The 26,165-nt window shown below is 62.8% G+C and carries 23 protein-coding genes; 11 read left to right on the top strand and 12 right to left on the bottom strand.

Annotated features, from left to right (window positions below; genetic code table 11):
- Nucleotides 1-94 precede the first annotated feature (94 nt).
- Nucleotides 95-997 carry a HEAT repeat domain-containing protein gene (locus N4264_RS13495; protein WP_261692779.1) on the top strand — a complete coding sequence of 301 codons (903 nt, stop codon included), beginning with the start codon at nucleotides 95-97 and terminating at the stop codon, nucleotides 995-997.
- A gap of 79 nt (nucleotides 998-1,076) precedes the next feature.
- Here the strand turns inward: N4264_RS13495 and N4264_RS13500 are convergent, their stop codons facing one another.
- Nucleotides 1,077-1,679 carry a hypothetical protein gene (locus tag N4264_RS13500; RefSeq protein ID WP_261692780.1) on the bottom strand — a complete coding sequence of 201 codons (603 nt, stop codon included), beginning with the start codon at nucleotides 1,677-1,679 and terminating at the stop codon, nucleotides 1,077-1,079.
- Between the two features lie 251 nt (nucleotides 1,680-1,930).
- Between N4264_RS13500 and N4264_RS13505 the strand changes: the two genes are divergently transcribed.
- From N4264_RS13505 to N4264_RS13515, 3 genes are all read left to right on the top strand, one after another.
- The gene (locus tag N4264_RS13505; protein ID WP_261692781.1) at nucleotides 1,931-3,448 is read left to right on the top strand and encodes an MBL fold metallo-hydrolase; all 1,518 of its coding nucleotides are present in this window, start codon (nucleotides 1,931-1,933) and stop codon (nucleotides 3,446-3,448) included.
- A 206-nt stretch (nucleotides 3,449-3,654) separates the two neighbouring features.
- On the top strand, nucleotides 3,655-4,128 hold the full coding sequence (locus N4264_RS13510) for a group II truncated hemoglobin (RefSeq protein WP_261692782.1): 474 nt from the start codon (nucleotides 3,655-3,657) through the stop codon (nucleotides 4,126-4,128).
- A gap of 691 nt (nucleotides 4,129-4,819) precedes the next feature.
- A complete protein-coding gene (locus N4264_RS13515; RefSeq protein WP_261692783.1) occupies nucleotides 4,820-5,605 on the top strand; it encodes a pentapeptide repeat-containing protein in 786 nt (261 codons plus the stop codon).
- A 155-nt stretch (nucleotides 5,606-5,760) separates the two neighbouring features.
- Here N4264_RS13515 and ubiG read toward each other — a convergent pair whose 3' ends face one another.
- A complete protein-coding gene (gene ubiG, locus N4264_RS13520; protein ID WP_261692784.1) occupies nucleotides 5,761-6,549 on the bottom strand; it encodes a bifunctional 2-polyprenyl-6-hydroxyphenol methylase/3-demethylubiquinol 3-O-methyltransferase UbiG in 789 nt (262 codons plus the stop codon).
- Between the two features lie 132 nt (nucleotides 6,550-6,681).
- Between ubiG and N4264_RS13525 the strand changes: the two genes are divergently transcribed.
- The 4 genes from N4264_RS13525 (at nucleotide 6,682) to N4264_RS13540 (ending at nucleotide 10,074) form a co-directional block, all read left to right on the top strand.
- Nucleotides 6,682-7,110, top strand: coding sequence for a DCC1-like thiol-disulfide oxidoreductase family protein (locus tag N4264_RS13525; RefSeq protein WP_261692785.1), 429 nt, complete (start codon nucleotides 6,682-6,684; stop codon nucleotides 7,108-7,110).
- A 66-nt stretch (nucleotides 7,111-7,176) separates the two neighbouring features.
- Nucleotides 7,177-8,154, top strand: coding sequence for a hypothetical protein (locus N4264_RS13530; RefSeq protein ID WP_261692786.1), 978 nt, complete (start codon nucleotides 7,177-7,179; stop codon nucleotides 8,152-8,154).
- Between the two features lie 73 nt (nucleotides 8,155-8,227).
- The gene (locus tag N4264_RS13535) at nucleotides 8,228-9,208 is read left to right on the top strand and encodes a hypothetical protein (protein ID WP_261692787.1); all 981 of its coding nucleotides are present in this window, start codon (nucleotides 8,228-8,230) and stop codon (nucleotides 9,206-9,208) included.
- A gap of 92 nt (nucleotides 9,209-9,300) precedes the next feature.
- Entirely contained in the window at nucleotides 9,301-10,074 is a 774-nt protein-coding gene (locus tag N4264_RS13540; protein ID WP_261692788.1) for a cupin domain-containing protein, read from the top strand.
- Between the two features lie 16 nt (nucleotides 10,075-10,090).
- Here the strand turns inward: N4264_RS13540 and N4264_RS13545 are convergent, their stop codons facing one another.
- The gene (locus N4264_RS13545; RefSeq protein ID WP_343231960.1) at nucleotides 10,091-11,404 is read right to left on the bottom strand and encodes a radical SAM protein; all 1,314 of its coding nucleotides are present in this window, start codon (nucleotides 11,402-11,404) and stop codon (nucleotides 10,091-10,093) included.
- 155 nt (nucleotides 11,405-11,559) lie between these two features.
- Between N4264_RS13545 and N4264_RS13550 the strand changes: the two genes are divergently transcribed.
- Both N4264_RS13550 and N4264_RS13555 read left to right on the top strand, forming a co-directional pair.
- On the top strand, nucleotides 11,560-12,744 hold the full coding sequence (locus tag N4264_RS13550; RefSeq protein ID WP_261692789.1) for a M23 family metallopeptidase: 1,185 nt from the start codon (nucleotides 11,560-11,562) through the stop codon (nucleotides 12,742-12,744).
- Nucleotides 12,745-12,883: 139 nt separating this feature from the next.
- Nucleotides 12,884-13,117 (top strand): hypothetical protein, encoded by a 234-nt coding sequence (locus N4264_RS13555; protein ID WP_261692790.1) that lies wholly within the window; start codon nucleotides 12,884-12,886, stop codon nucleotides 13,115-13,117.
- A gap of 589 nt (nucleotides 13,118-13,706) precedes the next feature.
- On the opposite strand, the gene N4264_RS13560 is transcribed toward N4264_RS13555, so the two are convergent.
- The 4 genes from N4264_RS13560 to N4264_RS13575 form a co-directional block, all read right to left on the bottom strand.
- Nucleotides 13,707-14,054 (bottom strand): hypothetical protein, encoded by a 348-nt coding sequence (locus tag N4264_RS13560; RefSeq protein ID WP_261692791.1) that lies wholly within the window; start codon nucleotides 14,052-14,054, stop codon nucleotides 13,707-13,709.
- Nucleotides 14,055-14,817: 763 nt separating this feature from the next.
- A complete protein-coding gene (locus N4264_RS13565) occupies nucleotides 14,818-15,420 on the bottom strand; it encodes a hypothetical protein (protein WP_261692792.1) in 603 nt (200 codons plus the stop codon).
- 74 nt (nucleotides 15,421-15,494) lie between these two features.
- Nucleotides 15,495-18,293 carry a hypothetical protein gene (locus N4264_RS13570; protein ID WP_261692793.1) on the bottom strand — a complete coding sequence of 933 codons (2,799 nt, stop codon included), beginning with the start codon at nucleotides 18,291-18,293 and terminating at the stop codon, nucleotides 15,495-15,497.
- A 98-nt stretch (nucleotides 18,294-18,391) separates the two neighbouring features.
- Nucleotides 18,392-19,315 (bottom strand): hypothetical protein, encoded by a 924-nt coding sequence (locus tag N4264_RS13575; protein WP_261692794.1) that lies wholly within the window; start codon nucleotides 19,313-19,315, stop codon nucleotides 18,392-18,394.
- A 3-nt stretch (nucleotides 19,316-19,318) separates the two neighbouring features.
- Here N4264_RS13575 and N4264_RS13580 point away from each other — a divergent pair, with 3 nt between their 5' ends.
- On the top strand, nucleotides 19,319-19,645 hold the full coding sequence (locus tag N4264_RS13580; protein ID WP_261692795.1) for a hypothetical protein: 327 nt from the start codon (nucleotides 19,319-19,321) through the stop codon (nucleotides 19,643-19,645).
- Between the two features lie 176 nt (nucleotides 19,646-19,821).
- Here N4264_RS13580 and N4264_RS13585 read toward each other — a convergent pair whose 3' ends face one another.
- The 5 genes from N4264_RS13585 to N4264_RS13605 all read right to left on the bottom strand — a co-directional run bounded on the left by N4264_RS13585 (nucleotide 19,822) and on the right by N4264_RS13605 (nucleotide 25,865).
- Complete coding sequence (locus N4264_RS13585) at nucleotides 19,822-21,258, bottom strand: hypothetical protein (protein WP_261692796.1); 1,437 nt, start codon at nucleotides 21,256-21,258, stop codon at nucleotides 19,822-19,824.
- A gap of 65 nt (nucleotides 21,259-21,323) precedes the next feature.
- Complete coding sequence (locus N4264_RS13590; protein ID WP_261692797.1) at nucleotides 21,324-21,635, bottom strand: hypothetical protein; 312 nt, start codon at nucleotides 21,633-21,635, stop codon at nucleotides 21,324-21,326.
- A 17-nt stretch (nucleotides 21,636-21,652) separates the two neighbouring features.
- A complete protein-coding gene (locus N4264_RS13595; protein WP_261692798.1) occupies nucleotides 21,653-22,168 on the bottom strand; it encodes a hypothetical protein in 516 nt (171 codons plus the stop codon).
- Between the two features lie 730 nt (nucleotides 22,169-22,898).
- The gene (locus N4264_RS13600; protein WP_261692799.1) at nucleotides 22,899-23,882 is read right to left on the bottom strand and encodes an IS5 family transposase; all 984 of its coding nucleotides are present in this window, start codon (nucleotides 23,880-23,882) and stop codon (nucleotides 22,899-22,901) included.
- A gap of 285 nt (nucleotides 23,883-24,167) precedes the next feature.
- Entirely contained in the window at nucleotides 24,168-25,865 is a 1,698-nt protein-coding gene (locus N4264_RS13605) for a DUF11 domain-containing protein (RefSeq protein ID WP_261692800.1), read from the bottom strand.
- Between the last annotated feature and the right edge of the window lie 300 nt (nucleotides 25,866-26,165).

A 26,165-nucleotide genomic window follows, 5' to 3' on the forward strand; every position in this document is an offset into this window, starting at 1 on the left:
CTTCGGCGCTTGAGCTGATGATGGCGAAGTGCCGCGTCGCTCAGGCCGAGGAGACCCGGCGCGGTACCGGGGGTGGTGTCTACAGGAGATCGGCATGCTCGGCGAAGCGGCCCAGAGTGTGGGGCCCCAGGTGCTTGAGCACTTGAAGTCCGAAGATCTCGATGACCGGGCCTATGCCGCTACCGTCCTCGGCATGATCGGCTACCGGCCGGCGACTCCCGAACTGATCGCGGCGACGAAGTCGGAGGATTGGCGACTGGTGCTGGTCAGTGTGAATAGCCTGGGGTGGTTGAACGCCGTCGAGGCACGGCCCGACGTCCAGCGTATTGCCCGGACGCATTCGCTGGAGACAGTCAGGCGCCAGGCCATTCAGACACTGGAAGTGCTGGATGGCCGGCGCACATCGGTGCCCAACCGGGTTCCCGATCCACAGTCGTCGACGGGTGCATTCTCCTTGGTGGAGCACCCCTTCGGCACCCGCCGCAATGCCTGTCCGAACGGGCCTTGGCGCTGGAATGGCCGCGTCGTCGAGGTACCGGTCGAAGGCAAGAACGGTAGCGGAACGTCGCCGCAGACGCCGTCGGTCACGACGATGAACCTGGGCGGCAGGGTCTCGTCACTGAAGGTTCCCGGCGGGCGTCTGGTCGGCAACAGTCAGGGAGAATGGGGCGGCGGTCTTTACTTCGAAACGGACGGCAAGGAGCCCCAGACGCTTTACGAGCGAAACGTCGACGCTATCGTGCGTGGGCCCGACGGCGTGGTCGCCATCGGCGGACTGGCGCATTTGACGTCCGACAGCGGATTTGTCGTGGCTGTTGAGCGCACCGCGAACGGCTACGCCGCGGCAGTCCGCCTGGCCCTGACCAGTGCCCCGGAGAGAGTAGTCCCCATCGACGCATCGGCACTGTTGATCTCGACGAACATCGTCAATCTCGTCCTTCGGCCCGGCTGGCAATTGGAAGAGGCAAGCTGCGCAGCCGATACCAAAGGTCGCTGACCGCACTACACCGTTCCGCGGCCAGCGCGCAACAGATTCACGAGGTGGACAGGGTTACCAGGATGTCCCGTGTACTGCTTCAATCGCGTGATTTCCGCGCGAGGTGTTCAATGGTCCTCAGCGCGACAATTGGTGGGTAGTCCGCGAGGCAGGGCCACCGCCGCCGGTAGTAGCAATTCCAATAGCTGACCGCACGTGCCTTCGTCACTTTCACGAAGGCGTCGTTGTCGCGCGCAAATGCGGCCATCGCACGCGAGTCCCAGTGCGCGACGATCGGAATCGCTGCATTGGCCACTTCCACGACATAGTCGCCAAGCAGCGCCAAAAGGAATGGAAGTACCCACGGCGCGTCTGTGCCCGCCAACTGTTGCGCGCACGCTTCGCGGAAGCGGCCGTCCCAGTGCCGTGTGCCCAGGCTCAGCCGGAAGCACCGTGCTTCCTCGCTGTCGCGGTCGACAAGGTGCCGAAGCGCACGATCCCGGTCGCGAACGCGGTACGGCATCGAGCCCACGCTGTGTGCGTGCCGTTCGTAGTCGATTCGATACGGAGCCGACAGGTACTCCCCCGCAATTGTGACGACAAAGCCGCCATTCCGCGCGTAGCCGGCAGTCGATATCAGGTCGGGAAGTTCGATAGCCGCCATGCGTGCGATGGCGGCGGGAAAACGGGGCTCGTAGTCCATGGCAGTCTCTACTGCAGCGCGTCGGTCGCGGACGTTCGCGCCTGCAGGAGCGTGGATTGAGCAGGGGGCGATAGTAGCGGGCTAGGGCGACATTGCAAGTCCCGGCACGCCGCATTCCGCGCATTCCCGCATCACCCTCTGCTACCCGGCGCGCCGGGCACTCCGATCGGCGCAATCGCGTCGCGGCGGGAAATCCGGCTCGCTAGATTCCGCACGCCGGCGTCTGTCGCCACTTCCGAGGAGCTTTACCCATGTTGCGTCTCTCTGCTCTGGCCCTGGCGCTGTTGCCGTTGATGGCCCAGGCCGACAATCCGGAAACCCTGACGGAGCGTTCCAACACGCGGGCACGCGAGGTGCTGGATGCCACGGTCGCCGCGATGGGCGGTGCGGAGGCGATCCGGGGCGTAAAAGGGGTACGCCTGACCCTGGAAGGCGAAACCTGGCCGCGCATGCAGATGCCGACGCCGGAAGCACCGTTCGAGGCGGGCCGGTCCAAGGAAGTCCTGTTGCTGGATCTGGCCGGTAATCGTCTGAATCTTGAAACCAGCAACAGCGGTGCGGGCTTCGAGGCACATAACCGCACGGTGCTCAAGAACGGCGAGGGCACGAACTACGACTACCGTGCCCGCGTGGCGACGCCAATTCCCGTGGCGCAATCCAGCCAGCAGCAATTGGTGCAGTACCAGCGCCGGCTGCCCAATCTGATTCTGCGCCAGGCGCTGGACCGCCAGAACTCGCTGCGCTATCTGGGCGAGGATACCTACGCGGGTGCGCCGCATGACGTCATCACCTTCGTGATGCCGGATACGCAGCAGGTGGCTGTCTATGTCGACAGCAAGACCAAGTTGATCTCGAAGTACGAGCTGGCTTTCACCGATCCGCTGGCGGGTGAAGAGGCGTCGGAAGTGCTGTTCGGTGATTACGTCGACAATGGCAACGTGAAAGTGCCGCGCCGGTGGGAATTCCGGCAGGCTGGCGAGGCCGTGTCCCGATTCGATGCCAAGGTTGAAATCAATCCGGCGATCACCGACGCCTCATTCGAGGTCGCCGCAGAGGGATTCACCAAGGCGCAACCGGTGCCCAACGAGCTGCCACAACGCGTGGAAAAGCTCGGTGAAGGCGTCTATGTCTTCCACAATGGTGCGGGCCAGAACCAGAACACGCTCGCCGTGGCGTTCAAGGACTACGTGCTTGCCGTCGAGGCGCCGGGTTCCAGTGGCGGTGCGGAAAACGTGATGCGCCAGATCAAGGAAACCATCCCGGGAAAGCCTATTCGTTACGTGGTCATGACGCATCATCACGGTGATCACATCGGTGGGCTGCGGGGTTTCATTGCGGAAGGCGCCACGGTGGTGACGACCAAGGGCAACCGCAACGTGGTCGAGACCATGGCCAAGGCACCGCAGAACGATCGCCTCGGCAAATCACCGCGTGCACCGGAATTCCTTTTCGTCGAGAAGGGCCGCCGCGTCATCACCGATGGCGAGCAGACCGTCGAACTGATCGACGTCGGTCCGCATCCGCACGCGCGTGAGATGCTGGTTGCTTACCTGCCCAAGCACCGCGTCCTGTTCCAGGGGGATCTCTTCTTCATCCCCAACAACGACGCGCCGGTCGGCCCGCCGCAGGAAGGCACGCTCGCCTTTGCCCGGTTCCTCAAGGACAAGAAGCTGAAAGTGGACAAGATCGCCGCCGTGCACGGTCGCACCGTCACGATCGAGGAGTTCACGCAGGCGACGGAAAACGCGACGAAGTCGGCGTCGCGCTAAGCATCGTCCATGGAGTTGCGGCCTGCGGCATTCGCTGCAGGCCGCGCGGTCCCATGACTCAACAGTGCGGATCGCTACCGATCACCACGCAATGGCGATGCGTTGTGCTCAGCGTGGCGCCTGACAGGGGCTTCGCCAAACGTCGCGTTGACGCCACGTGTGCAGGAGGCCACGCTTCGGCGCCGCCCTTGCCCGATGGTGTCTTCATGCAGAACTCCGCGGTCCCTACGCTCTATGAGTGGCTTGGCGGCATGGAACCGCTGCTACGCTTGACTGCGCGCTTCTACGAACGCGTCAAGGACGATGCGTTGCTGGCCCCCGTCTTTGCCCACATGGATGCGAGCCATCCGCAGCACGTAGCGGCCTTCCTGGCCGAGGTGCTGGGTGGTCCAAAATCCTACTCGGCGCACCACGGTGGTCATGCGCACATGGTCCGCCAGCACCTGGACCGCCACCTCACGCAGGCGCACCGCCGCCAATGGGTTTCGCTGCTGCTGTCGACCGCCGACGAACTCGGCCTGCCGGACGACCCGGAGTTCCGATCAGCCCTGGTCGGCTACCTTGAATGGGGCTCGCGCCTGGCGGTCATCAACTCGCAGGGCGATGCGGTCGTGGATCCGGATGCACCGATGCCGCAGTGGGGCTGGGGCGAAGTGAAAGGGCCCTATGCCGGCGGTTGAGCGGTGCGGTGACGCCACTGCGCTCGTATTGACGCGCGGCACTTCCCGCCGACCACTGGAATGCCGCCGCGGCGCGTGGCGTGCCGGGTCTTCGAGAGGGCCCCTGCTCCTGGCGCCTCGGGCGAGTAGCCCGGCCATCGCCGACGAGGGCGGAAAGCTGACGCTGGGCCCACGCGCAAAACGTGATTTCGCGGCCGCGTGTTCACCGCAGCTGGTTTCCGCGATCAAGCACACTCAGCAGATGGTGGCGAGCCGACGCGACGTCACATTCGTGTGGATTCTCCAGGAACGCGTGCCCAATGATCGGGGAGGGGCTTCAGCCTCGCGGTTCCCGGCCGCGATGAGGCTATCCCGGTCGGGCTTCGGCCAGATTCGTACGCTCCGGGCCGTGCCTGCCAACACCACGGTGGTGCTGGAACTGGCCGGGAACGGCAAGGCCACGGCGTCGGCCGAGCGCTGGCGATTGTTCCGTGACCGGAAAGCCTGTCGCGATGTTGCCGCGGACTAACGGCCACTTCACGCCTGGATCACACTCTTCCACAGTCCAGCGAACTATTCTTGTGGAATGCGTGGCGCCGTGAGCAGGTGAAGGGGGCATGGCGGTCGGGCTCGCCAGTGGCACGAATGTGCCGCAATTGACGATGACCCACTGGATGGATCACACGCTTTGCTTTATCCATGGGAGCCCTTCATGAAAATCGCATTCACCGCGTTGTTGCTGTTGCCCGCCCTCGCCAATGCCCAGAGCATCGAAATCAAGGGCGACCAGGTCGAGATAACCGCCCCCGGCACGCATATCAGCACCTCTGCCGCAGGCGCCAGCGTCAGCGCCGGCACGACCCGGATCGACAGTCGCGATGCGTCAGCCAACGTCACTACGGACGCCGCGAAGGTCCGCGCCGGAGCGAATGGAAGCACCACGGTACGTGCAACGTCGAAAGCTGCGCCCGGAACGTCCAGCGTGCAGACCACGACAAAGCGCGATGCCACGGGTAACCACAGTGTGACGACAGTGGTCACCGGCAATGCCGTCAACCATGCCTCCGGCGGCGCAACGTCCGTGCAATCGATCGGCGAGGAGACCGTTGTCGAAACCGATACCGGCGACAGTGTCACCACCACGCACGTATCAACGCGCAACGGCGTGCAGATCCGCTCGACGGCCAGCACCACGTCGGCGCAGGGTTCATCGGAAGTCAGCTACGTCAATGGCGAGCTGGATGGCACGAATTTCTCGGGTCGTAAACTGGCCAGCGTCGCGTTTACCAACGCCTCGCTGATCGCTGCCGATTTCCGCAATGCGGATCTGCAGGGCGCCGACCTGACCAACGCCGATTTCACCCGCGCCCAGCTCCAGGGCGCCAATCTGCGGCATGCGGACATCACCAATACCGAGTTCAGCGACGCTGTGCTTGACGGCGCGTTGTGGGTCGACGGACGCACCTGCGGTTCGAATTCGCGCGGGGTTTGCCGGTAAGCGGCTGCCTTTGCAATGGCGTGTGTGACACCAGAGAGCGGTGTTCTGCGCGCCCAAGCCCCATCGTGCGGTCGCATTGCGACCACGCACTACGAAGATCTCGCGTAGCGTGTGGTCACCGCCGGTGACCGCACGCTACGGGCATATCCGTCTGCCTAGCGGCTCGTCACACGCTTTGCTGCAAATCCCATATACGAGATCGCCAGGTTGCCGCTCTCGACAAGGGCCAACCGTTCGCCCATCTGCGCAAAGGTCAAGCGACCGCGCTTGTGCTGGATCCATGCACGTAGCGCGGTGAGCGGCTTCGCCGGTGGCGCCAGGCCCTTGAGATCGCCCAGCTCCAATCCGTGCCGGTTCAGATGGGCCGCCAGCTCGTCTGGCCGAATGAACTGGCGCCACACATGCACATCACGCGGCACCATTCGCGTGGGCCACCAGTCCTGCGCCAGCTTGATGGCGACGAGGTAGCTGCGCAGCGTGCGGTTGATCGTATCGAAGAGAAAAACGCCATCCGGTTTCAGGACGCGTGCGACTTCCGCGATCACGGTGCCGACGTCGTCGACGTGTTCAAGTACGTCGCAACAACTGACGATATCGAATGATGCATCGGCAAAAGGAAGTTGCTCGGCAGTGCCCTCCCGATAGTCGATCGACAATCCGCTCGCTGCGGCATGCGCCCGCGCCGCGACCAGCGAGGGTACTGACTGATCGATCCCGGTGACGGTGCACCCGAGGCGGGCAAACCCCTCCGCCAGCAGGCCGCCGCCGCAGCCGACATCCAGCAGGCGCATCTCACGGGTGTTTCGCGATTGCCGGGCCAGAACGCGCGTGAAGTAGGCCAGGCGTGGCGGGTTCACCGCCGTGCGTAGCAGCGCCATGAAACCGTCCTGCTCCCACCAGGTGTCTGCTACCCGGTCATAGATGGTGTTGTCGATTGTGGGCATGGGGAGTCCTCTGGAAGGCGCCTGCGTCAATCTGCGCCATTGATCAACGATTAACTAATTAGTTAACTAGCTGCAAGCTTAATCATCTGCCGGCCGGTTGCCAACCGATTTCCGGGCTCTTTGGAGAAAGCCATGCAAACGAATGAAACAAGCGACGCTGTCTGGCTCGTTTATGATGACGAATGCCCGATCTGCCGGGCCTATTGCCGTCGGGTGCGCATCACGCGGGCGGCCGGAGCGCTGTATCTGGTTGACGCCCGGCAACCAGGCGCGCTGATGGATGAAATCACCGCCGCGGGCCTGGACATCGACCAGGGCATGGTGCTGAAGGTGCGCGGGGCGCTGTACTACGGGGCCGACGCTATCCGCGTGTTGACCTTGATGAGCACTCCGTCTGGCTGGTTCAACCGGATGGCTTATCTGTTGTTTGGCTCTGCACGGCGGGCGGGTATTGCATATCCGGCGGGGAAAGCGTTTCGGAATCTCCTGCTGAAAGGGCTGGGTATTTCCTACGTCAACAATCTCGGACGCACCAACCCGTTTTCCGGGGTGTCCCGCTGACGCAAGCCGCAACAGCGGTGAGCGGCCTGTCTATACTTCCACAAACATCCCGACAGGAATGCCCGCATGCCAGCCTCTGCGATTGCATCTGCGTTGTTGGAGCCGGCGCCGCCGGTCATCGAAAGCCAGGCTGCGAGTCCGCAGGGTGCGTCGGACCTGCGGGAAGCTGCCCAGTGGTGCTACCAGCTGCGCTACCAGCACTCGCATGCCGCGCAGGACTTCGTGCAGATCATCGCTTCTTTCAACATCGCACCGCCGGAAAGCGCGGGCAGCGGCGTGCCGCAGCGCGTCGACCTGTTTCTGACAGCACGGCTGATCTACAGCGGAAACGAAGAATCGATCCAGGCCTTGGAATTGCGCCGTGCGGGTAACGCGATGTGGCCGTGCGCCACCTACGGCCCACCGGACACCCTCGTCGATCTTGGATCTGGCACCGGCGATGGCGATGTGCGTACCTATTGTTTTGATCCCGCCGTACCCGCGGCGGCATTCGCCCGCATCGGCTTGACCTGGCGAAGCCTTGATGTCGCCAGTACGCAGAACGCAGGCGCAGTACTTGCGGGTCATCGCGACGACGGAACAGGCAGCGAGGGTGCCGCGGTGCTGCCGCCTGCCATCATGCCTGCTCCCGTTTCCTCACCGTCCGTATCGCCCTTCAACACGTGGTCGCAGGACTTCGATATCACTGACTACGGCGATACGATCCAGTCCGCCCTGGACGCCGTACTTACCGCGCTGTGTGGCGGCAGTTCGTTGGGTCAGCAGATCCAGATGCAGGTGTCCTACAGCTATCCCCTGATCTCTCCAGAGGGGCCGGCTGCACTGGCGACGGAAGTGCCGGTCACCGTAGTACCCACCCAGCCCATCACGGCGGATACCAGCGCGAAACTAGCCACCACGCTGGAGTTCTGGCTGGCAAAGACTGCTCCAGTCAGGACGAAGGCGCAATGGCACATCGCGATCACGCTGTATTCGCAGATGCCGTACGCGGCCGAGCAGCCGCTGTTGAGGATTAATCGGCTGGTTTATCGGTTGGAGGGATGAGGGTGTTGTTGCGTGTGCAGTTCGGGACGATGGTGGTCGCGAGGCCAGTGTCACTGAGAGAAGGAGTGCAGACATGTCGCGTGTTCATCATTTCCAGCGATACGCGACGCTGGAGAACACCGTAACCAACAATACGCTGCAGCTGATCTCCCGGATCAATGCGTATTCGCCGCGCGCGGCATCGCGCCTGCTGTCAGAGTTGACGGGCGAGCTGGTGGAGATCGGCGTGGAGATCTCGCAGCAAGTGCGGAAGGACGATTCCGTGCCTGATGGCGTGATCCTGCAACGCAGCTTCAAGATCCTGGTGGAGGCAAAGGTCGACGCGCCGGTGGATTTCCGGCAGTTGCGCGAACACGCTGCGGGCTTCACGACCGAGACATTGAAAATCCTGCTCCTGTTGACCAAGGTACCTGTCACACGAGCGCAGGCGGATGACCTGGCCAAGCTGGGCAATACGTCTGGAGTCGTCGTACGCAACATCACGTACGAATCCATCTGTCGTGCGCTCAAGGACTTGTTCAAGCCGCACGAGGAATCCATCCTCGAGCTGGCAGACGACTATGTCGCGTATTGCAATGATACGGGGCTGTTCGACCAGTCGCGCGACCTGATGCGCGTGGTTCCCTGCGGCAAGAGCGTGGCGATCAACCAGGCGCACCAGATCTACTTCCAGCCATCGGATCGCGGCTACTCGAATCACTCCTATATCGGCATCTATCACCAGAAGGCAGTGGTTGCCGTGATGGATGTCAGAAGCGTCTTTGACGCGGACTGGCGGGACGGTGTGCTAACCAGGCATCTTCGCGACGGCGAGCTCACCGATCGCTACGACGAATCGATCATTGCCACGATCGCCGACGCCAGACGTCTGTGCGGCTACGAGATTGAAACGGGCCACCGGTTCTTCTGTGGCTCGATGGCACCCACGCGCTTTGAAAAGGTGTCGGCCGGCGGGATGCAGGGTGCGCGCTTTTTCAACTTGAAGGAATTGCTGGGCACCTACGGCTCGGTGGACGACATCGCCCAACAGCTGCGCGGGCGACACTGGCAGTAGGGTGTAGTGCCAGTGCATTGGCTCCGGCCCGCCACCGTTTCGCCATACCGGGTGTCGGATCATTGGTCCACCGTGGCTTCCGAACCCTCTCCATGTCCGACACCCCATCCCTCAGCCGCCGCCGCTTCCTGGCGGATGTTTCCGTACTGGCCCTTGCCCTCGGTCATGCGCGGCTCCTCATGGCAAGCCCGCGCGTCGCTGGTGCGCATGATGTGCGGCAGTGGCTTGAACAGGTCAGCACCCTGGGGCAACAGGTGCAGAAGGGCGCGATCGAGGCGAATGTGTGGCGGCAGCAGATTGACGCGCTGAATACGTCGGTGGCGTTGTCGGAATGGTTGCCGGCGTTGCAGTTCGACCGTGCGTTGCAGGCGATGAAGCACGATCAGAAAGACCCCGCCAAGACGTTTGTCCGCCTCGCCGATGTGGACGGCCGGTACGCGGAGGCGCGCTTTGCGGTGGCCTACTTCGTCTTCGCGCGCGGCCAGGTGATTACGCCGCACGGGCACCGCGGCATGCTGTCGGCGCATGCGGTGGTGGCGGGCGATCTGCATGTCCGCACCTTTGACCGCCTGGGAACCGAACCAGACGCATTGATCATCCGGCCGCGGTTGGACCAGATCGCGGAACCGGGTTTCAGTGCCGCGATCGGTGAGGAGGAGGGCAATATCCACTGGTTCGTGGCACGCAAAGACGGATCGGCCACGTTGGATGTGATCGTGCAGGACGTTGACGTGAACGGGCGCGGATTCAAGCTGGATCTGATCGATCCGCGGCAGGGCGTTCCATTGGACGCCGGTCGGATAAGGGCGCCGTTGCTGACCTGGGCGGAGTCATCGCGCCGGTATCAGGCGGAAGGAGAGGCGTGAAACGTAGGGCGGTGCGTCATTGCCAAGCACTTGTCCCATTCTGCAGTACGAGCGGCATCTCCAGTTTCGCCGCGGCGTCCAGGGCATCGCGAATCGGTTGGCGTGCCGCGTCCGCGTCGTAGTCGAGCATTTCGGCGGCGTAGTCGAAAACCCAATCGCCGCGGGTAACGCGCCAGTCGTGAATATGCGGAAAGCGCGAGAGCTGCGACAGGTGCACGGCGTCGACATCGCATTCCCGGGCCAGCGAAACCACGCGCGCGACTTCGGCAATATTGGTGCGCATCAATGTCATGTTCACGTGGATCTTCAACTGCGACGAACCGCGTTCGCGTCGCCGCGCAGTGAGAGCCTTGAGATTGCGGATGACGCGGCGCAAGTCGCCACCACGGATGCGCCGGTAGGTTTCCTCCGTGGCAGCGTCGAGCGAGATGCTGATTTCGCGAAGCGGCGAGTCCAGCAGCCGGTCGATATAGGGCTGGACGAGCAGGTAGCCGTTGCAGTTGGAGCGAATGTAGACATCCGGCGCGAGTTGCTTCTCCGCAAGCACCGTCCAGAAGGCCGGTGAAAGCAAGGGTTCGCCAATGCCGACCAGCTCGATCCAGCGGGCGCTGCGAAGGGACGGCATCAGCTTCTCGACAGTGCTTTCCGGCAGGTGTTGTGGGTCGGCAATCGTGCCCACGCCGTGCGGGCACATTACGCAGGTAAGGTTGCATTGCGTCGTGACACCCAGCACCACCTGGGTCGGCGCATGCGTAACAACCGCTTCGCCGCGGCTGTACGAGATCAGTGCCTGCGCCGATGGCGATAGCGTATTGCGGACGTTCGAGATGTTGGGGAATTGCCGCCCTTCGGCCTTGCCGAACTGCGCGTAGTGATCAAGCCCGTCGGCGAGCAGGCCGCGTTCGACAGCGGCGGCTACATCGGGATTGTTCGCCAGATAGGCGGCATCGTCGAAGGATACGGCCTCTGACTCCGTCAGCTGCGGGCGGGTATATCCGACGGGAACGCCGTCCTTGTCCGGCCGCGATGCCAGGTAGGCGCAGCCAGCGCGGGCACATAGTGGATGGACACGCCCCTGTGTGATGCGCCGGCGCAGCGTCTTCATGGCTTTGCCGTTCCAGACCTCATCGACACTCTGGTCGCGCAGATTGCCAATGGGTTCGTTGGTAAAACAGCAGGGCATGACATCGCCCTTTTCCGTTACCACCAGCCACTTCCAGGGAAACGTACAGTGCGACACGGAGGGCGCGCGGCGTAGTCCCGCACGAATCATGGCTTTGTCGTAATACGTGCGAACCGTCTGAACCAACCTCGACAACGACATCAACATCTCCACATCACTGCGCCAACGCGGGAAGCCGTCGGATTCTAGTCGAGCCGCAATGGTTCACGTCGCGTGTGCATCCGTACTTTGGAATGCCTCCATGGCACATTCCACGGGGTGGCGTATAGTTCGGTAAGGCGACTCGGGCACGGGGAATCGTCATGCGGAGCTCCTGGCTGCTTCTGGGCATAGGGATGGCGACGATGGCGGTGGCGCGACCACCGGATGGCGGTGGTCCGGCACCAATGCCGGCGTGGGACGACATCACGCCCGCGCAGCGGGCTCGGATCGATGCGGAATTGGCGCAGAACGTCGACCGCCTGCGTCGCGAAGGGCAGCTGAAGGATCTGCCGCTGCCGCCAGCGGTGCCGTTGCAATCGGGCCTGCTCTGGCCACTCAAGCCGGTCGCCAGCTACCGCAGCCCGGGATATCACGGCGTCTCCAATTTCGTCGACCTGAACAGCGCCTCGGGCGCCTTGCTCGACTGGAACTGCGGCACGCGCACCTACGATCTGCCTGGCCCGCCGGTGTACAACCACGGGGGCATCGATATTTTCCTGTGGCCCTATAGCTGGCGGATGATGGATCAGTCATCCATCGACGTCGTCGCGGCGGCAGCGGGCACGATCATCGGCAAGAGCGATGGTTTCAATGATCGCAGTTGCCCGAACAACTACTCGGCCGACTGGAATGCCGTCTATATCCAGCATCCGGATGGTTCGGTGGCGTGGTACGGGCATATGAAGCTCGGATCGCCGACCAGCAAGTCGGTCGGGTCGACGGTCGCGGCGGGCGAGTACCTGGGAAAGGTCGGCAGTTCCGGATTCTCCAGCGGGCCGCACCTGCATTTTGAGAATCACACGGCCGTCAGCAACTACCAGATCCAGGAGCCCTATGCCGGTGCCTGCCGCGCGGGCGTCACGCAGTGGGCGCAGCAGCCCGCCTATTACGATTCAGCGATCAATGAACTGGCGACGCATTCCGGACCGCCGGTGTATCCCAGTCCGAATTGTCCGAATCCGGTGGCCGAGACGCCCAATTACGACAATGCCTTCCTGGCAGGGCAGATGGTGTACTTCGTTGCGAACTATCGCGACCAGCGCGCAGGACAAGTGACAAACTTCGTCATCCTTCGACCGGATGGCTCGACATTTGCGTCGTGGAATTTCGACATGGCCAACGCGACCGCCGACCCGTATTACGCGGCCTCGTACTGGTATTGGTGGTACACCTTGCCCGGTGGCGCACCGGCGGGCGTGTGGAAGTGGCGCGCGACGTACCAGTCGAAGACGGTGGAGAAGCGGTTCAATGTCGGGGATGTGATATTTGCGGACGGGGTTGAGTAAAAGGGCTACCTGTATGCCGGCCGGCGGCTCAGCATCGTTGATGAGAGGATGTTCGCCAATGCGCCAGAAACAAGATCAACTGCCAGTTGCACGTTCGCCCGTCGCCATTTCGTCGACGGGCGTCATTGGGAGAGTGATCATGACTGGTTCCCGGAAGACAGACTTTTTGCTGGGCGTCATCGCCGTTGGCGTCTGGGTGATTGCCGCTGGCCAATTGCGGCAGCTTGTGGTGACAGACGTGCAGGCGGCTGAGAGTCCAAAGCAGGTGCTTCTGATGGGGTGTGCGCCGGGCAGCTCGGAGAACAATTACTGCCAGCCACGGGCGATCAAGGTCGACGACTATGGTGTCGTGTCGACTAGAAGCGAGAAATGATCGATCGCTGCTTACGGTGGGTGTTGCCGATTGCGTCGTGCTTATGCACCGGACATCGGTTAAGAACTGACCGCAGCTCCCTGTAGCCCGGGTAAGCGCAGCGCACCCGGGGTGAACGGCGGGTTGCTGCATGATCTTGCCGCCGTTCTGCGAGGCACACTTGAACGTCGACGCAGATTCACTCCGGGTGAACCCGGGCGATAGCGGTCAAGCACCAACACCCCGTGCGGCAATTCCGCCGCACGGGTGAAGAGAAAACTGCGCGCAGGTCAGCGTGGAAATCCCGTCTGCCGCGGCCGCGGGGACGGCGTGTACCTCCGATGAGACGTTGCCGGTGCGGGCGAGGTCATGCTCGTCAGCATGCCCATCCGCCAACCCGTCGCGAGCGGGTTGTTGCAACGTCGAATCGGGTTTCAATGGCGAATGTCACCGGAAACACCGTCGTTGGTTTCGGCGCGGTATCCGGCGTTTCCGGAATGGCCGTCTACCGCGACGGGAACGTTCGACGAGGCTTCCTATGGCATTCGTCCGTCGAATGGGGGCGTGAAGGTAACGGGCGAATGCGCGCTACCGAAATCGGGAAACGGGACTACGCGGCCAACGCAGCCATTTCCGATGCGCGCGTCTCCCGGTCAATTTCTTCGCGCCGATACCGAGCGTGCGATTCCAGCGTCGTCAACGCTTCCACCTGATCGGTGAGATGCGCCACGAGTGACCCGACGCGTTGCATCAGGGTGTCGCCGCTCACGCAGTGGCCGCTCTTGAGCGCGCGCAACATCAGCGACAGGGTGTGCAGGTCGGCCAGGGCCTGGTCGCGGCCGTCGCGCGCCGTTTCGGCAATGGTGTCGGCACCCTCGGCATCGGCTTCAAATGCATTGACGAGCACATCCGCCATGCTGAAGTTGCCAGCAGCCGCGCTATCCGGGGAGGTATTCATGGGTACTCCCTCCGCGACGGGGAAGGGAGGTCACGCATCCGCCGGCCAGCGGCACGGCGGATGCGTCGGGTATCACTGCGCGTACAACGTTCGCGATGCGCGAACGGACTTTCCATGCAGATCGACATCGTTGAGTCCTGGACGAGGGGATAACCCGTCACCGGACCCGAAACGGTGACGGACGACGCCTGGTTGGCCTACCGGGAACACGTTCCGGCCAGCATTTCTGCTGCCAAGCGCCGCCCGCCATTGAAAGCAAGATAGGGGGCAATAGGGCGCCCAGCCGACGATGCCGGACGCAAAAAAAGCGCCGACATCGACGGATGGGCGCTTTGGTGCGCCGTGCTCTCCAGGAGGCCAATCCTGGGCTGCCGAATTGGCGGCAGCGGGGGGATTCTGCGCATGAGGGGGCTGGACGTCAATGCGGAATTCAGTGCGTCCACGAACGGAGCGGCATAGCTGCGTATCGGACGGACCCACACCGTGCCGAGTAGCTGCGATGAACGCCTGCGCAACCTGTTTGTGTTGTCGAAGGCTTCTCTGATGTCCAACTCTGCGTCGCTGCTAGCTCGTCACGTGCGAACCGTTCTCGCACCGACTTCTGTCTCGCGCAACTTACGTCGCTTCGTGTTCGGAACCTGCTGGGTGTCCTTTCGGGTGTGCGCTGGCGCTACAGCTCGCGCGTCCGAAGGCAATATTGATCGGCATAGAACGTTCGAGTTGGGTGGAGTGGGGTCTCAGAAAATGCCCAAGATGGGGTGTGTCATCGGACGGATTTTTCGGAGGTATTCGGAGGTGGTTGGTTGTCCGCAAGCGCGTCTATGACGATTTTCCTTGTTCGCGCCATCAAAAGAGCACTTTCGTTAATTGCGATCCGAATACAGATTGCGACAATAAGCTCCGCGCAGCACGCCACTAAGATGCGACATCGGAGATCATCGTTGGAGTAGATGGACTGGATGCTGAGAATGCAGCACGAAATCAGAAGTGCGGGCATTATTGAAAGCTCGAACTTGAACCGTATCAACGAATACCTTAGATATCGCTGTCCCACGATTTCGTCGTTGACCTTCTGTTGGAGGTATTTTTCCCAGTTTTGATGAAGTTCCTTGTGATGACGTTCAAGCCACTTGTCGCATACAGCTACTTCGATCACGGAGCCAACATTTTCCAACAGGGCGCCGGCCGTGAGGCATGCAAAGAACAGGGTAACTGATGTTGGAAGCGCTAGGGTTGACCATGTTGTTGGGAGCATCAGCTCTGGCCAAACGACATAGATCAGTGGCAGGGAAACTATGGCGCCCGGAACGAGTATTACGACTAAAACGCGGTACACGTCCGGTTTTATCGCGCTACTGAAGTCCATGAGCGACTCCAATTGAACAACTGGCTTGAGATGGCGCTTGCAAGGAATCGCTTTGGTGGGAGGATTGGTAATGTTCAGGCTTCGACCGCGATAACCGTTCCCGCGCGTGCATCGCAGTTCCCCACCATCACCTTCCCCTCAAACACCCTATGCGTCACATGAAACTCCAGCCGGATCTCCGTCAGCCCGCTTAGATCCAGCCCCCGATTCTCGTTCGGATCAATCGAAACCCGCCAATCCGTGAACGGCCCCACGGCGGCATATTTCGATCCGGGCAGGCGGATATCGCCGCCTTCAATCTTCTTCGGCTCGTCGGTCTTGTAGACCAGGCGCGTGGGCACTTCGCGGTGGATGAAGTCCAGCGCCTTGCTCTTGCGGTCAACGATCGTGTCGAGCCCGGTGTGGGTGAGGTACAGGGCGATCTTCTTGTCGGTGGTGGTGGCGCCGACCAACCAGGCGCGGGCGCGGGTGACGCGGCAATCGGCCAGGCCGGCGAAGGGATTGTCGACGATGGCGGATTCGGAGAAGGCGGGGGTGAGATGCACGATCACGCGCTTGTTGGCGCGTAGCGCGGCGAGTGAGGCCTGGTCTTTGATGGTGACGATGATGCCTTCGTCTTCTTCCTTGCGCGGGTAGGGGATGACGTCGGCGCTGAATTTCTCTTCTGCTTCCTGCAGGTGCTTGACTACGGCGTCGGCGCCGGCTTTGAAGGCGGCCCAATCCAGGTCGGTGCGTGCACCCATGGTGCGGATGCGCTCGAACACATCGAAGCTGCGGTCGAGCGAGTAGAACACTGCGGCTTTCCAGGTGAGGTAGAGCTGTTCGACGCACATTTCCTTGCTGGCATGGAAGGCGTTGCCGGCGAAGGTACAGAACTCCACGCCGATGGGGTCGGCCTTTTCCTGCAGCAGCTTCTCGGCCTGCGCGCGCTGCGCGGTGGTTTCCGCGTGGCGCGCTTTCACGCCCGCCAGCGCGGCGATCTGTTCGTTGAATTTCAGGATGAGGTCATTGCGTGTCTGCACGAGCTTGACGTAGTCATCCATCGCGGCCTTCAGCTCGACGGCGGTGCCGAACTTGCTGAGGTAGGGTTCCAGGATGCTGTTGAGCTGGGCCTGGCTCACCATCAGCTTGTAGGCGTTGGGATCGGTCTGGCTGATGATCAGATCTTTGTTCTGCTTGTAGGCGCTGGCCACGTCGCTGACGCTGTCGCCCAGCGATTCGAGCTTGCTGATGGCTTTTTCCAGCGCCGCGGGTTTCAGTTCGGCGGGGATGGCACCGTCGATCAGCTTCTTCGCATCGTGGGCGTAGCCGGCGACCTTCTTCACCGTGGCATCGCCGGTCAGTGTGAGGGCGTCGAAGCCCTTGACCAGGGCGTCCAGCGTATCCAGGACGCAGGCTTTCTCCTTGGCGACCTGCTTGAGCTGCGCTTCGAATTCGTTGAGCTTCTGGCGCCATTTCAGCAGCTGCGTGCCGGCGCGTTGCTGCGCCACGTCGGTGAGTTTGATCAGGCCTTCGGCGATCTCCAGGCCTTCCTTCGACTGCGCATCGAGATCATTGAGCAGCGCAGCGGCTTTTTCGCGGATTTCGGAAAGGCCCTGGATGCGCTGCTCGCGCGTGCTCTGGGTGTTGAAGTATTTCTGGTACTCATCGCGCAGGCCCTTGAAGCTGCTGACGAAGCGATCGAGGTTGGCGCGATAGGTTTCGATATCCAGGCGCGGTGCGAAATTCTGCGGGTGGCCCTGGGGATCGAGGCCGCGGGCGGTCTGGAAGAGCAGGGCGTTGGCGCGTTGCAAGGCGGCGGCGACCTGTGGGTCGGCCGTCTTCGTGGCAGCCAGGTCCATGACGTAGGCGAGCATGCTGGCGATTTCCTGCCGGTTCTCGTCGCGCAGCAGCAGGCGCAGATTGGCCAGGCGCAGGATCATCTGCAGGTGTGGGGCGTTGACGCCATCTTTCAGGTCCGCCGCGCTGGCCGCGCGTACTTCGGCCGTAGTGGGGGCGGGTGTTGCGCCCTGCGCGCCGGCAGTGCCGTTGCGACCGTTTTCGCCGCGCTTGCCAGGTTTGGTGCGCGGGCCGTCATCGCCGTGCTCGCCATCGCGCCCGCCTTCACCACCGGCGGCGCCGTTGGTGGCAGCGCCGCCCGCACCGCCGGATCCGCCCTTGGCTTGCACCTGAACCTGCGATGCAGTGAAGTTGCGCAGCACGCGCACAGTGATCTTTCCGCCGGCACCGCCCGCGCCGCCCGGGCCACCATTGCCGCCGTTGCCGCCATCCCCACCGTCACCGCCATCGCCTGCGGGGTTGTAGCGGGGATTCCCGGCGGGATCGCCGCCCTTGCCACCGCGCGCGCCCGCGACCGCGGCCTGCGCGCCCTGGCCCGCACCGCCGTTGCCGCCGTTGGATTGCAGCACCAACGGCTTGCCGCGCAACTCGCCGGCGAAGAGTGTGATCGGTCCACCCGGCTTGCCCGGATCACCGGTTGCGCCATGGTGCCCATCGATACCCCGTTCGCCCTGGCCACCCTTCTTGGTGTATCGCTCGTCGGTGCCGGGCCTGGGCACGCGCGAATCCATCGGCTCCGGTGGTGGCGGCGCCGTACCGCTCACGCCGCTGGTGATGATCGATCCGTCATCCGATTCCACCACGCGCGCATAGATCGTGATCGAGCGCCCCGGCGACCTGATGGCCCCTTTGATGATCACGCGATCGGCGCGCAGCACCAGGTCGTGATCCGCGGGAATCGTCACCACGTCGCCCGACGCGGACCCCTGGGTAATGGTGAGCGGGTAGGAGGCTGCCGTGATGGTCAGCTTCCTGGATGCGGCGTCGACAGAGCTGACGTAGGCTTCACCGAAGGCCGGTTGGGGGATGGGCATGGTGGGGCGCCTTTGGGGGGAAGTGCGCGGTGGGGGTGATGTGTAAGGGTGCTCAAGACGGAGCGGTTGCGTCTGACGGCGACGAATGGACGTCGTGCTTACGTTGAGGTATCGCACGCTCGCAGGAGTTGCTGCAGCTGTACGACGAGGATGCGGGCGTGCCATGGTGTGAAATCGGAATTGGCGAGATTCCAGTAGTGATCTCTTCCCAGTTGCAGCTTTCTTTCGGCGACGACGATATCCGCGTTCTTCAGTGCGTCATACGTGATTTCCGTCATCTTGCCGTTCTGAAGAAACTTGACGGCGTTGCTGGTGAAGATGATGGGTTTGTCGTAGGGAATCGCGATCGCGCCGATCGCCGTTTCGCCGGACGAGAGACCAAGCTCAGTCGCACGTCGGTTCGTGCGGTCGCCTTGGGCGGAGAAGTCGCTCAAGGGGGCGTACAGCTCCATGGTCGCAGTGATCCAGTCGCTGAGGCGTTCGCCCGGTTTCGGGTGTGTTCTTGTTACCGTTTCTACGATGGCGCTGCATTGGGCGATTTTCGCCCGTTGAATGGCGGCTGATACGTCGGCGCGTGCGACTTGCAGGTCGCTTTCGAGCTTGTTGGCGCGCTGGCGCTCGTTGTCCAGTTTGGTTGCCGCCTCGGCCAGTTCGTTGCCAGCGGGTCCGCTGGACTTCCCCAGGCTGACGATCTGCTGTTGCACGCGCGCCAGTGTGGCTTCGCTTGCTTTGCGAGCGGTTTCGCTCAGCGCAAGAGCGTCCTGTTTCTGGGCCAGTTCGCTGGTCAACGCCTGTGTCTCGGCCCTAATGGAAAGAAAGCGCTTCTCATCGCGCTCCAGCCGTTCCTTCTCCGCAGCGAGACCTGATTTGAGCTCGTCGTTTTGCAGCTTTAGCGTTGCGTTGACGTCACGCATTGCCGTGAACTGGGCATTGGCAGCGCCAAGCAGGATCGCCGATAGCGACAACCCCGCCGCTACACCCGCTGTCGCCCAACGCACCCACCAATACTTGTTCAACAACAACTGATGATCCGTCTCGGCCTCGACCTTGCGGCGCTCGGCTTCGAGTTTGAGGAATTCCGCCTCGGTCTTCTTCAGGTCCAGCGGCGAGTGCTGATGTGTCTCGGCTTCGATCTGGCGGCGCTCGGCTTCGAGCTTGAGGTATTCGGCCTCGGCCTTCCTGAGGTCTATCGGCGAGGGGGAGGTGGTGACGGCACACTGGTCTTGGAAGACGCTTCCGGCACGGGAGCCGACAGCTCGCTGGTCGTGGGCGGGACGCCTGATGCGGACGGATTCACGACACCATCAGTGGCGGACACGGCAGTACCTCCGCTGTTCTCGGAAGGACGATAGGGCTGGTTATCCCCGTACTCGTCGGACTATCTGCCTGAAGTCGGGCGTTTCTCTCATCGGGTGCGTATCGGGCTACAGGGAGCTTTCGTAGCCCCGGTTACCGGGGGTGAACGCGCATCGACGGCGAAACATGCTGCGTTTATGGGGCAATGATTGCCGGCAATCGGGCGCGTTGCTCACGCACTGCCCAGTCCCGCCAGCAACGCTTCCGCCTTTGCGGTATGCACATGCAGCGGATAGTCGCGACGGAAGGCGAGCAACAGGTCGCGGGCGTCGTCGCGACGTTCCTGTTGCTGGCTCAGTACTTCGGCGCGCAGCAGGAGATTGGCGGGAATATCGTCGTGGCCGGGGAATTGCTGCGGGAAGCGGGCCAGCAGGTGCTCGGCGAGTGCGGCCTCTTTTCGGGATGCGGCGTAGCGGGCGAGCCGGGTGGTCGATGCGGGGTTGTCGAGGTAGAAATCCGGTTTGAGTGCCAGCACTTCTTTCAGCGATGCCAGGGCGACTTTGTCGCGGCCGCGGGAGAGCAGTTGGGGTATCCACAGGCCGGTGTGGCGGACTAGCTCAGCTGTTTCCCGGCGTGCGACGAGGATTTCCCGGTACTGGCGATGCGTGGCTTCACTGGCGGTGTTGCGGCTGAGGAAGTACCACAGGCTGTCGCGGGCGCTGGCGGTATCGCCCTGTGCCAGCAGCTTTGCGACATGGTTGAGAACGCGCGCTTCGGGATCGTCGGCGGCGACATCCGGAATGGCCGTGGCGCGGGGAGTGTCCTTCACGGACGGGCGCTGCGGGGTATCGTCGCGCCGCTTGTCGGGTTCTGAAGGTTCGTAGTCGTCAGCATCCGAATCGCTGTCGGAGGCGGCGACGAGACAAGTGGCGGCGACGGCGGCCCGTGATGCGGCGTAGTCGACCAGCGAGGGCTCGTCATCGGTCGATCCGCCGCTGCGATAGCCGAGTGTTTCATGATGTTCATGAATCACGCGGCCGATGGCGTGGAAGGCGGCCATGGCGATGTAATAGACGCCGAACCAGCGGATCCAGGTGGCCAGCGCCGGCTTCGCCAGGGCTTCAAGCGGTACGCGTGTCCACAATTGCAGAACGACGAGTACGCCGACGATCTTGAGGTACTCCCGGGGTGCGCCGGCGAGCAGCTTGATCCAGGTCCAGGGATTGATCGCGCGATGCAGCTTGCCTTCCAGGCCCAGCGACAGAAGCATGCCGGTAACGACCGTGAGCACGGTGAGATCAAAGCCGAAGTCGATCCAGCGGACATAGCGCGACCAGGCCCAGCTCCAATCGGTCACGTAATAGCCCCGCACCACCAGGCTGAGGACAGCCAGGATGCCCACGCCGTACCAGGCCGCGCGATTGTTCGTGTCCATGTCGCGCAGGGACGGCCACTGGTAGTTGCCCAGCGCGGTCGCCGTCATCGCATGGAACCCCATCATGGCCATGATGGCGGTGGTGAAGAACAGCTGGGTGACGTCTGGCGCCATGTAGGTGGCGGCGAGTGTGGCCAATCCCAGGATCAGGCCTTTGTGCAGCGGATAGACGGCGAGTTCGAAGGCCCATCGTCCGACGGAGATGGGCCGGCGGGGGCTTGGGGGGCTGACCATGTGTTCAGGCAGGTTAGGCGTCGACGGGGGCCAGTATAGACATCGGCCGTCCAGCGCGCCCGCGGTCAGCCCGGCAGGCTGACCAGGAACAGCTGCAAAAGCAGAGTCAGCCCGCAGCCGGCCACACCAACCAGGGCAACCGCAATCCACGCCAGCGACTGTTTGACCGCCAGGGTGGCGCTGGTGGCGAGGGTGATCGCGCCGACCAGACCCGCCAGGAGCGAATAGGGAGGCAGCAGCAGGATGGCTGTCTGCTCCGAATCAGCGACAAGCAGCGCGATGGCGTACAGCAACCAGGCAGCCGCACCCACCCCTGCGGTGCATCGCAGCAGTGCACGTGGCGCGGCGGTGCTGTTGTCCGGAGAGACGTTTTCCATACGGTTGATCTCCACCACTACAGGTGGCAAGGAACGCCCGGCGAAGGATGCAGAAGCGCATAGATCGCCAGCCCGCTGCCTGCCGCGCCCATCAGCGCCGCCAATGCCCATCCCATCGACTGACGAACGGCGAGCACACCGCCTGTGACGAGTGTCAACGCACCAATGGCTACCGCCACCAGTGCGAACGGGGCCCAGGTAAAAAAGAACAGGGTGAATGGATCAGCAAGAACGGCTACCACGACCAGCACCCAGAAGGCGGTGCCGATGCACGTCGTATAGCGCAGGAGCGTGTATCGGTGTGTGTCGGAAGGAGCGCGTGGCTTGTTGTCCATACGCACGGAATCTACCGGATAGCGGATGTGGGTGGAACTGACGAAAGTTCCGGTCGCGGCGTCGATCCCTGCAGATCGTGCCCGCAGATCGTGCCAGCCACGATTCGGAAAATTCCGATGGTGTGCTGCGACGGATGCCGAGCAGCCATAGGCGGTTAGCGCCGCCCGCCGGGTAGTGGACCAAATCGTGTCAGCCACGATTCGGAAAATTCCGAGGCTGTGACGGGAAGGATGCGGAGCGGCCATAGACGGTTAGCGCCGTCGGCGGGCTAGTAGACCAAATCGTGTCAGCCACGATCCGGAAAATTCCGAGGCTATGACGGGAAGGATGCGGAGAGGACCAAATCGTGTCAGCCACGATCCGGAAAATTCCGAGGCTGTGACGGGAAGGATGCGGAGCGGCCATAGGCGGTTAGCGCCGTCGGCGGGCTAGTAGACCAAATCGTGTCAGCCACGATTCGGAAAATTCCGAGGCCGTGGCGGGGTGGATGCCGAATGGCGGCGGGTGGTGCCCGCCGCCGGATTCAGGCGTTGATTACTGGAGGACGGTGGTTTCGCTGTCGCCGTTGTTGGATGACACGGCGTCGTACTGGTTTCCGGAGACCACGGCGGTTGCGCTGAGTGCCCGCAGATCGCGCCAGCCACGATTCGGAAAATTCCGATGGTGTGCTGCGACGGATGCCGAGCAGCCATAGGCGGTTAGCGCCGCCCGCCGGGTAGTGGACCAAATCGTGTCAGCCACGATTCGGAAAATTCCGAGGCTGTGACGGGAAGGATGCGGAGCGGCCATAGACGGTTAGGGAAAGTCTGAACAAGCCTCGAAAACTGCTTGTCTGAAGACTCGGTCGCATGCCGGTGGTGATGAAAATCGGTTCAGAGCGAACGAGATTGCTTTGCAAAGGCTGCAAATAGCAGCCTTTTTAACGCGCTATGCCACCTTCGGACGCAACTCGCCCGTCATCGCCAGCAATCGCTTTCGCGCCATCCACAGATTCGATAGCGCGAACAGCGTCAGGATCTGCGCCGTGTTCTTCGCCAGTCCCTTGAAGCGCACCTTCACGTAGCCGAACTGACGCTTCACGACACGGAACGGGTGCTCCACGCGCGCGCGAATACTCGCCTTGCGCTTCTCCGCTTTCTCGATCGCACGCTTCTGGCGTCCTTCCGGCATTGCCTTCACGCTGCTGCGTCGACGAGCAATCTGCCAGTCCAATCCTCGGCGCGACGAATGCTTGTCCGCGCCCGTGTAACCGGCATCGGCATAGACCACGCTTTCCTTGCCGTGCAGCAGATACTCCGCTTCATTCACATCCGCTTCGTTCGCTGCGGTTGTCGTCACCGTGTGCACCAGTCCGGAGTCGACATCCACGCCAATGTGCGCCTTCATGCCGAAGAACCACTCATTCCCCTTCTTCGTCTGATGCATCTCCGGATCTCGTTCACCTCCGGCGTTCTTCGTCGAGCTCGGTGCTGCGATGATCGTGGCGTCCACCATCGTTCCGCGCTTGAGCATCAGCCCTTTGCGCGACAGATAGCCGTTCACTCGAGCCAGAATCTCGGCACCCAGCTCGTAGGTTTCCAGCAACCTCCGGAAATTGAGAATCGTCGTCTCGTCCGGGATCGGCTTCGTCAACGATAGGCTCGCGAACTGGCGCATCGACGCGATCTCGTACAGCGCTTCTTCCATCGCCGGGTCGCTCAGCCCGAACCAGTTCTGCATCAGATGAATCTTCAGCATCACCTTCAGCGGATACGGTCGCCGCCCATTGCCAGCCTTCGGATACACCGGCTCGATCAAGTTCAGCAGGATCGTCCAGGGAATAACCTGCTCCATCTCTGCCAGAAACACCTCGCGGCGGGTCCGTTTGCGCTTGCTCGCATACTCGGAGTCGCCGAAGCTCATCTGGTCCATGCGCGTGCCTTTGTGTGGGAGGGTACTATCTCAACACAATCGGGTCGGACTTGTTCAGACCTTCCTTAGCGCCGTCGGCGGGCTAGTAGACCAAATCGTGTCAGCCACGATCCGGAAAATTCCGAGGCTGTGACGGGAAGGATGCGGAGCGGCCATAGGCGGTTAGCGCCGTCGGCGGGCTAGTAGACCAAATCGTGTCAGCCACGATTCGGAAAATTCCGAGGCCGTGGCGGGGTGGATGCCGAATGGCGGCGGGTGGTGCCCGCCGCCGGATTCAGGCGTTGATTACTGGAGGACGGTGGTTTCGCTGTCGCCGTTGTTGGATGACACGGCGTCGTACTGGTTGCCGGAGACCACGGCGGTTGCGCTGAGCGAACCGCCACCGGCGGGTGGGGTAACGGTGAGTTCCAACGCGGGCGCGGTGAAACCGGGAGCCAGCGGCTGGCGATAGCTGCAGCGCACGTCGGTCGTCGTGACGCAGGACCAGTCGGTGCCGACGGTGGCGATGACGCTGCTGCCGGCCGGTGGGGCGAAAGCGGCGATCAGGCCGGTGGCGACGCCCACGCCGGCGACGGGGCTTGGCAGGCTCTGGTTCGTCACCTCCACGCGATAACGCACGGCCTCGCCGGCGGGAACAGGATCGACGACATCGGTGAGGTTAAGCCGCAGATCCGTTGACCGGTTGCCCGCATAGCGGCGCATCCAGCTGTTGAGATCGGTTGACGAACCCGCAAACGGATCGTCCTGCCACACCACCGCGAAATCGCCGTCCGCATCGGCGGCCAAGCGTGGGTAGTGGCTGTCGCGCAGGGGGTCGGAGACGCGCACTTCCTCGGCCCGAGGGGTGGTGTCTGGTGCAAAACGCCGGGCGTAGATGTCGCCGTCGCGCCGCAGCCACGAGGCCACGAACTCGCCGGTGCCGCGTGCCATGGCGATGGCCGGCTTGGACGGACCTTCCTGCGGATAGGAGAGCGTCGTTGCCGCAGTGAATCCCCAGCCGACGCGGTTGCCGTTCGGGTCGACGGCCTGGCCTTCGATGGTCGGCCGGTTCCGGTACACGGAGCTGTACCAGAGGACGACCGCATTGCCGGCACCGTCGATGGCGATCTGCGGATCGCGCTGATCACCGCTGTTCCAGTAGTTCAGGCGGATGGCCGGGTTCGAGCCACCCGTTGCGGTGAAGCGGCGCAGATAGACGTCGCCCTGCGCCCCGTCGTTCAGGTCGTCACGCCAGACGACGGTGGCGTTGCCGGCGTCATCCATGGCGACCTGCGGTGCGGCGAAGGTCGAATCGGTGCTGGTAGCCACCAATTGCTCCGCATCGAGCGGTGTGCCCGATGCCGCATAGCGGCGCAGCCGGATTTCCGGTTTTCCGGTACCCGGATAGTGCTGCCACACCACCGCATACGCGCCGGAGGCGTTCATCGCGACCGCCACCGAGCCCGCATCGCGTGAGAGTGGACCATCAACCCGTTCATCCGGACCCAGAGGAACCCCGTTGCGATCGAAGCGGCGGAGGTAGATGTGGGACCAGCTGTCCCAGGCGCCGACGGTGTTCCAGGCGACGACAAACGCGCCGTTGGCGTCGCTGGCGACGACCGGAAACTGGTCGCCGTATACAAAGGTACTGTTGACGGTGATCGGTGCGGAGCGCGGCAGGCCTGCGGAATCCCACAGGCGGGCCTGGATCAGCAGACGCCCGGTGGTGGGCTTCTCAAACCAGACGGACACGGTATCGCCGTCCGCATCCGTCGCGACGGTGGGGCGGGTCTGTTTGCCAGCCGCGTCGGGATGGATCATTTGTCCGCTGGCCACCGGGGCGCCGGGAACGTCGAGGGCGACAGCGGGTGCGATGCCGGCAATCACCAGTGCCGCGGACAGCATCGCGTAGCGAAATGGGTTGAACCTCAAACGGGCCTGCTGCCTTGCCACGCGCGGCGTAGCACCAGCTGCCGTCCTGCGCGCATTCCTTGTCTTCTTCATGAACACACTCCTTCATCAAGGTAGGAGCGATGCATCGCCCACTGCGATGAACCGCCATTGCAGTGTGACGTAGGCGCAGGAGCAGCCACAGCCAAGATCTGTCCAGCGGCCGGGCGTGCGAGGTGGACGGATTGTCAGGTGGATCGGGTCGAAATCAGCGCTGAAACGCGGCCTTCGTCCCAGGTGGTGAGACGGCGGCGTGGCAGAACGCGCCGCTCCCACGGGCAGGTCGATGCTGCATTGTGGACAGTTTTCGGGCCGCCAGGGAAACCAGCTCCGGTACGATCGCGAGTTCCCGCC

The sequence above is a fragment of the Tahibacter amnicola genome (assembly GCF_025398735.1).
Classification (GTDB): Bacteria; Pseudomonadota; Gammaproteobacteria; order Xanthomonadales; family Rhodanobacteraceae; genus Tahibacter; species Tahibacter amnicola.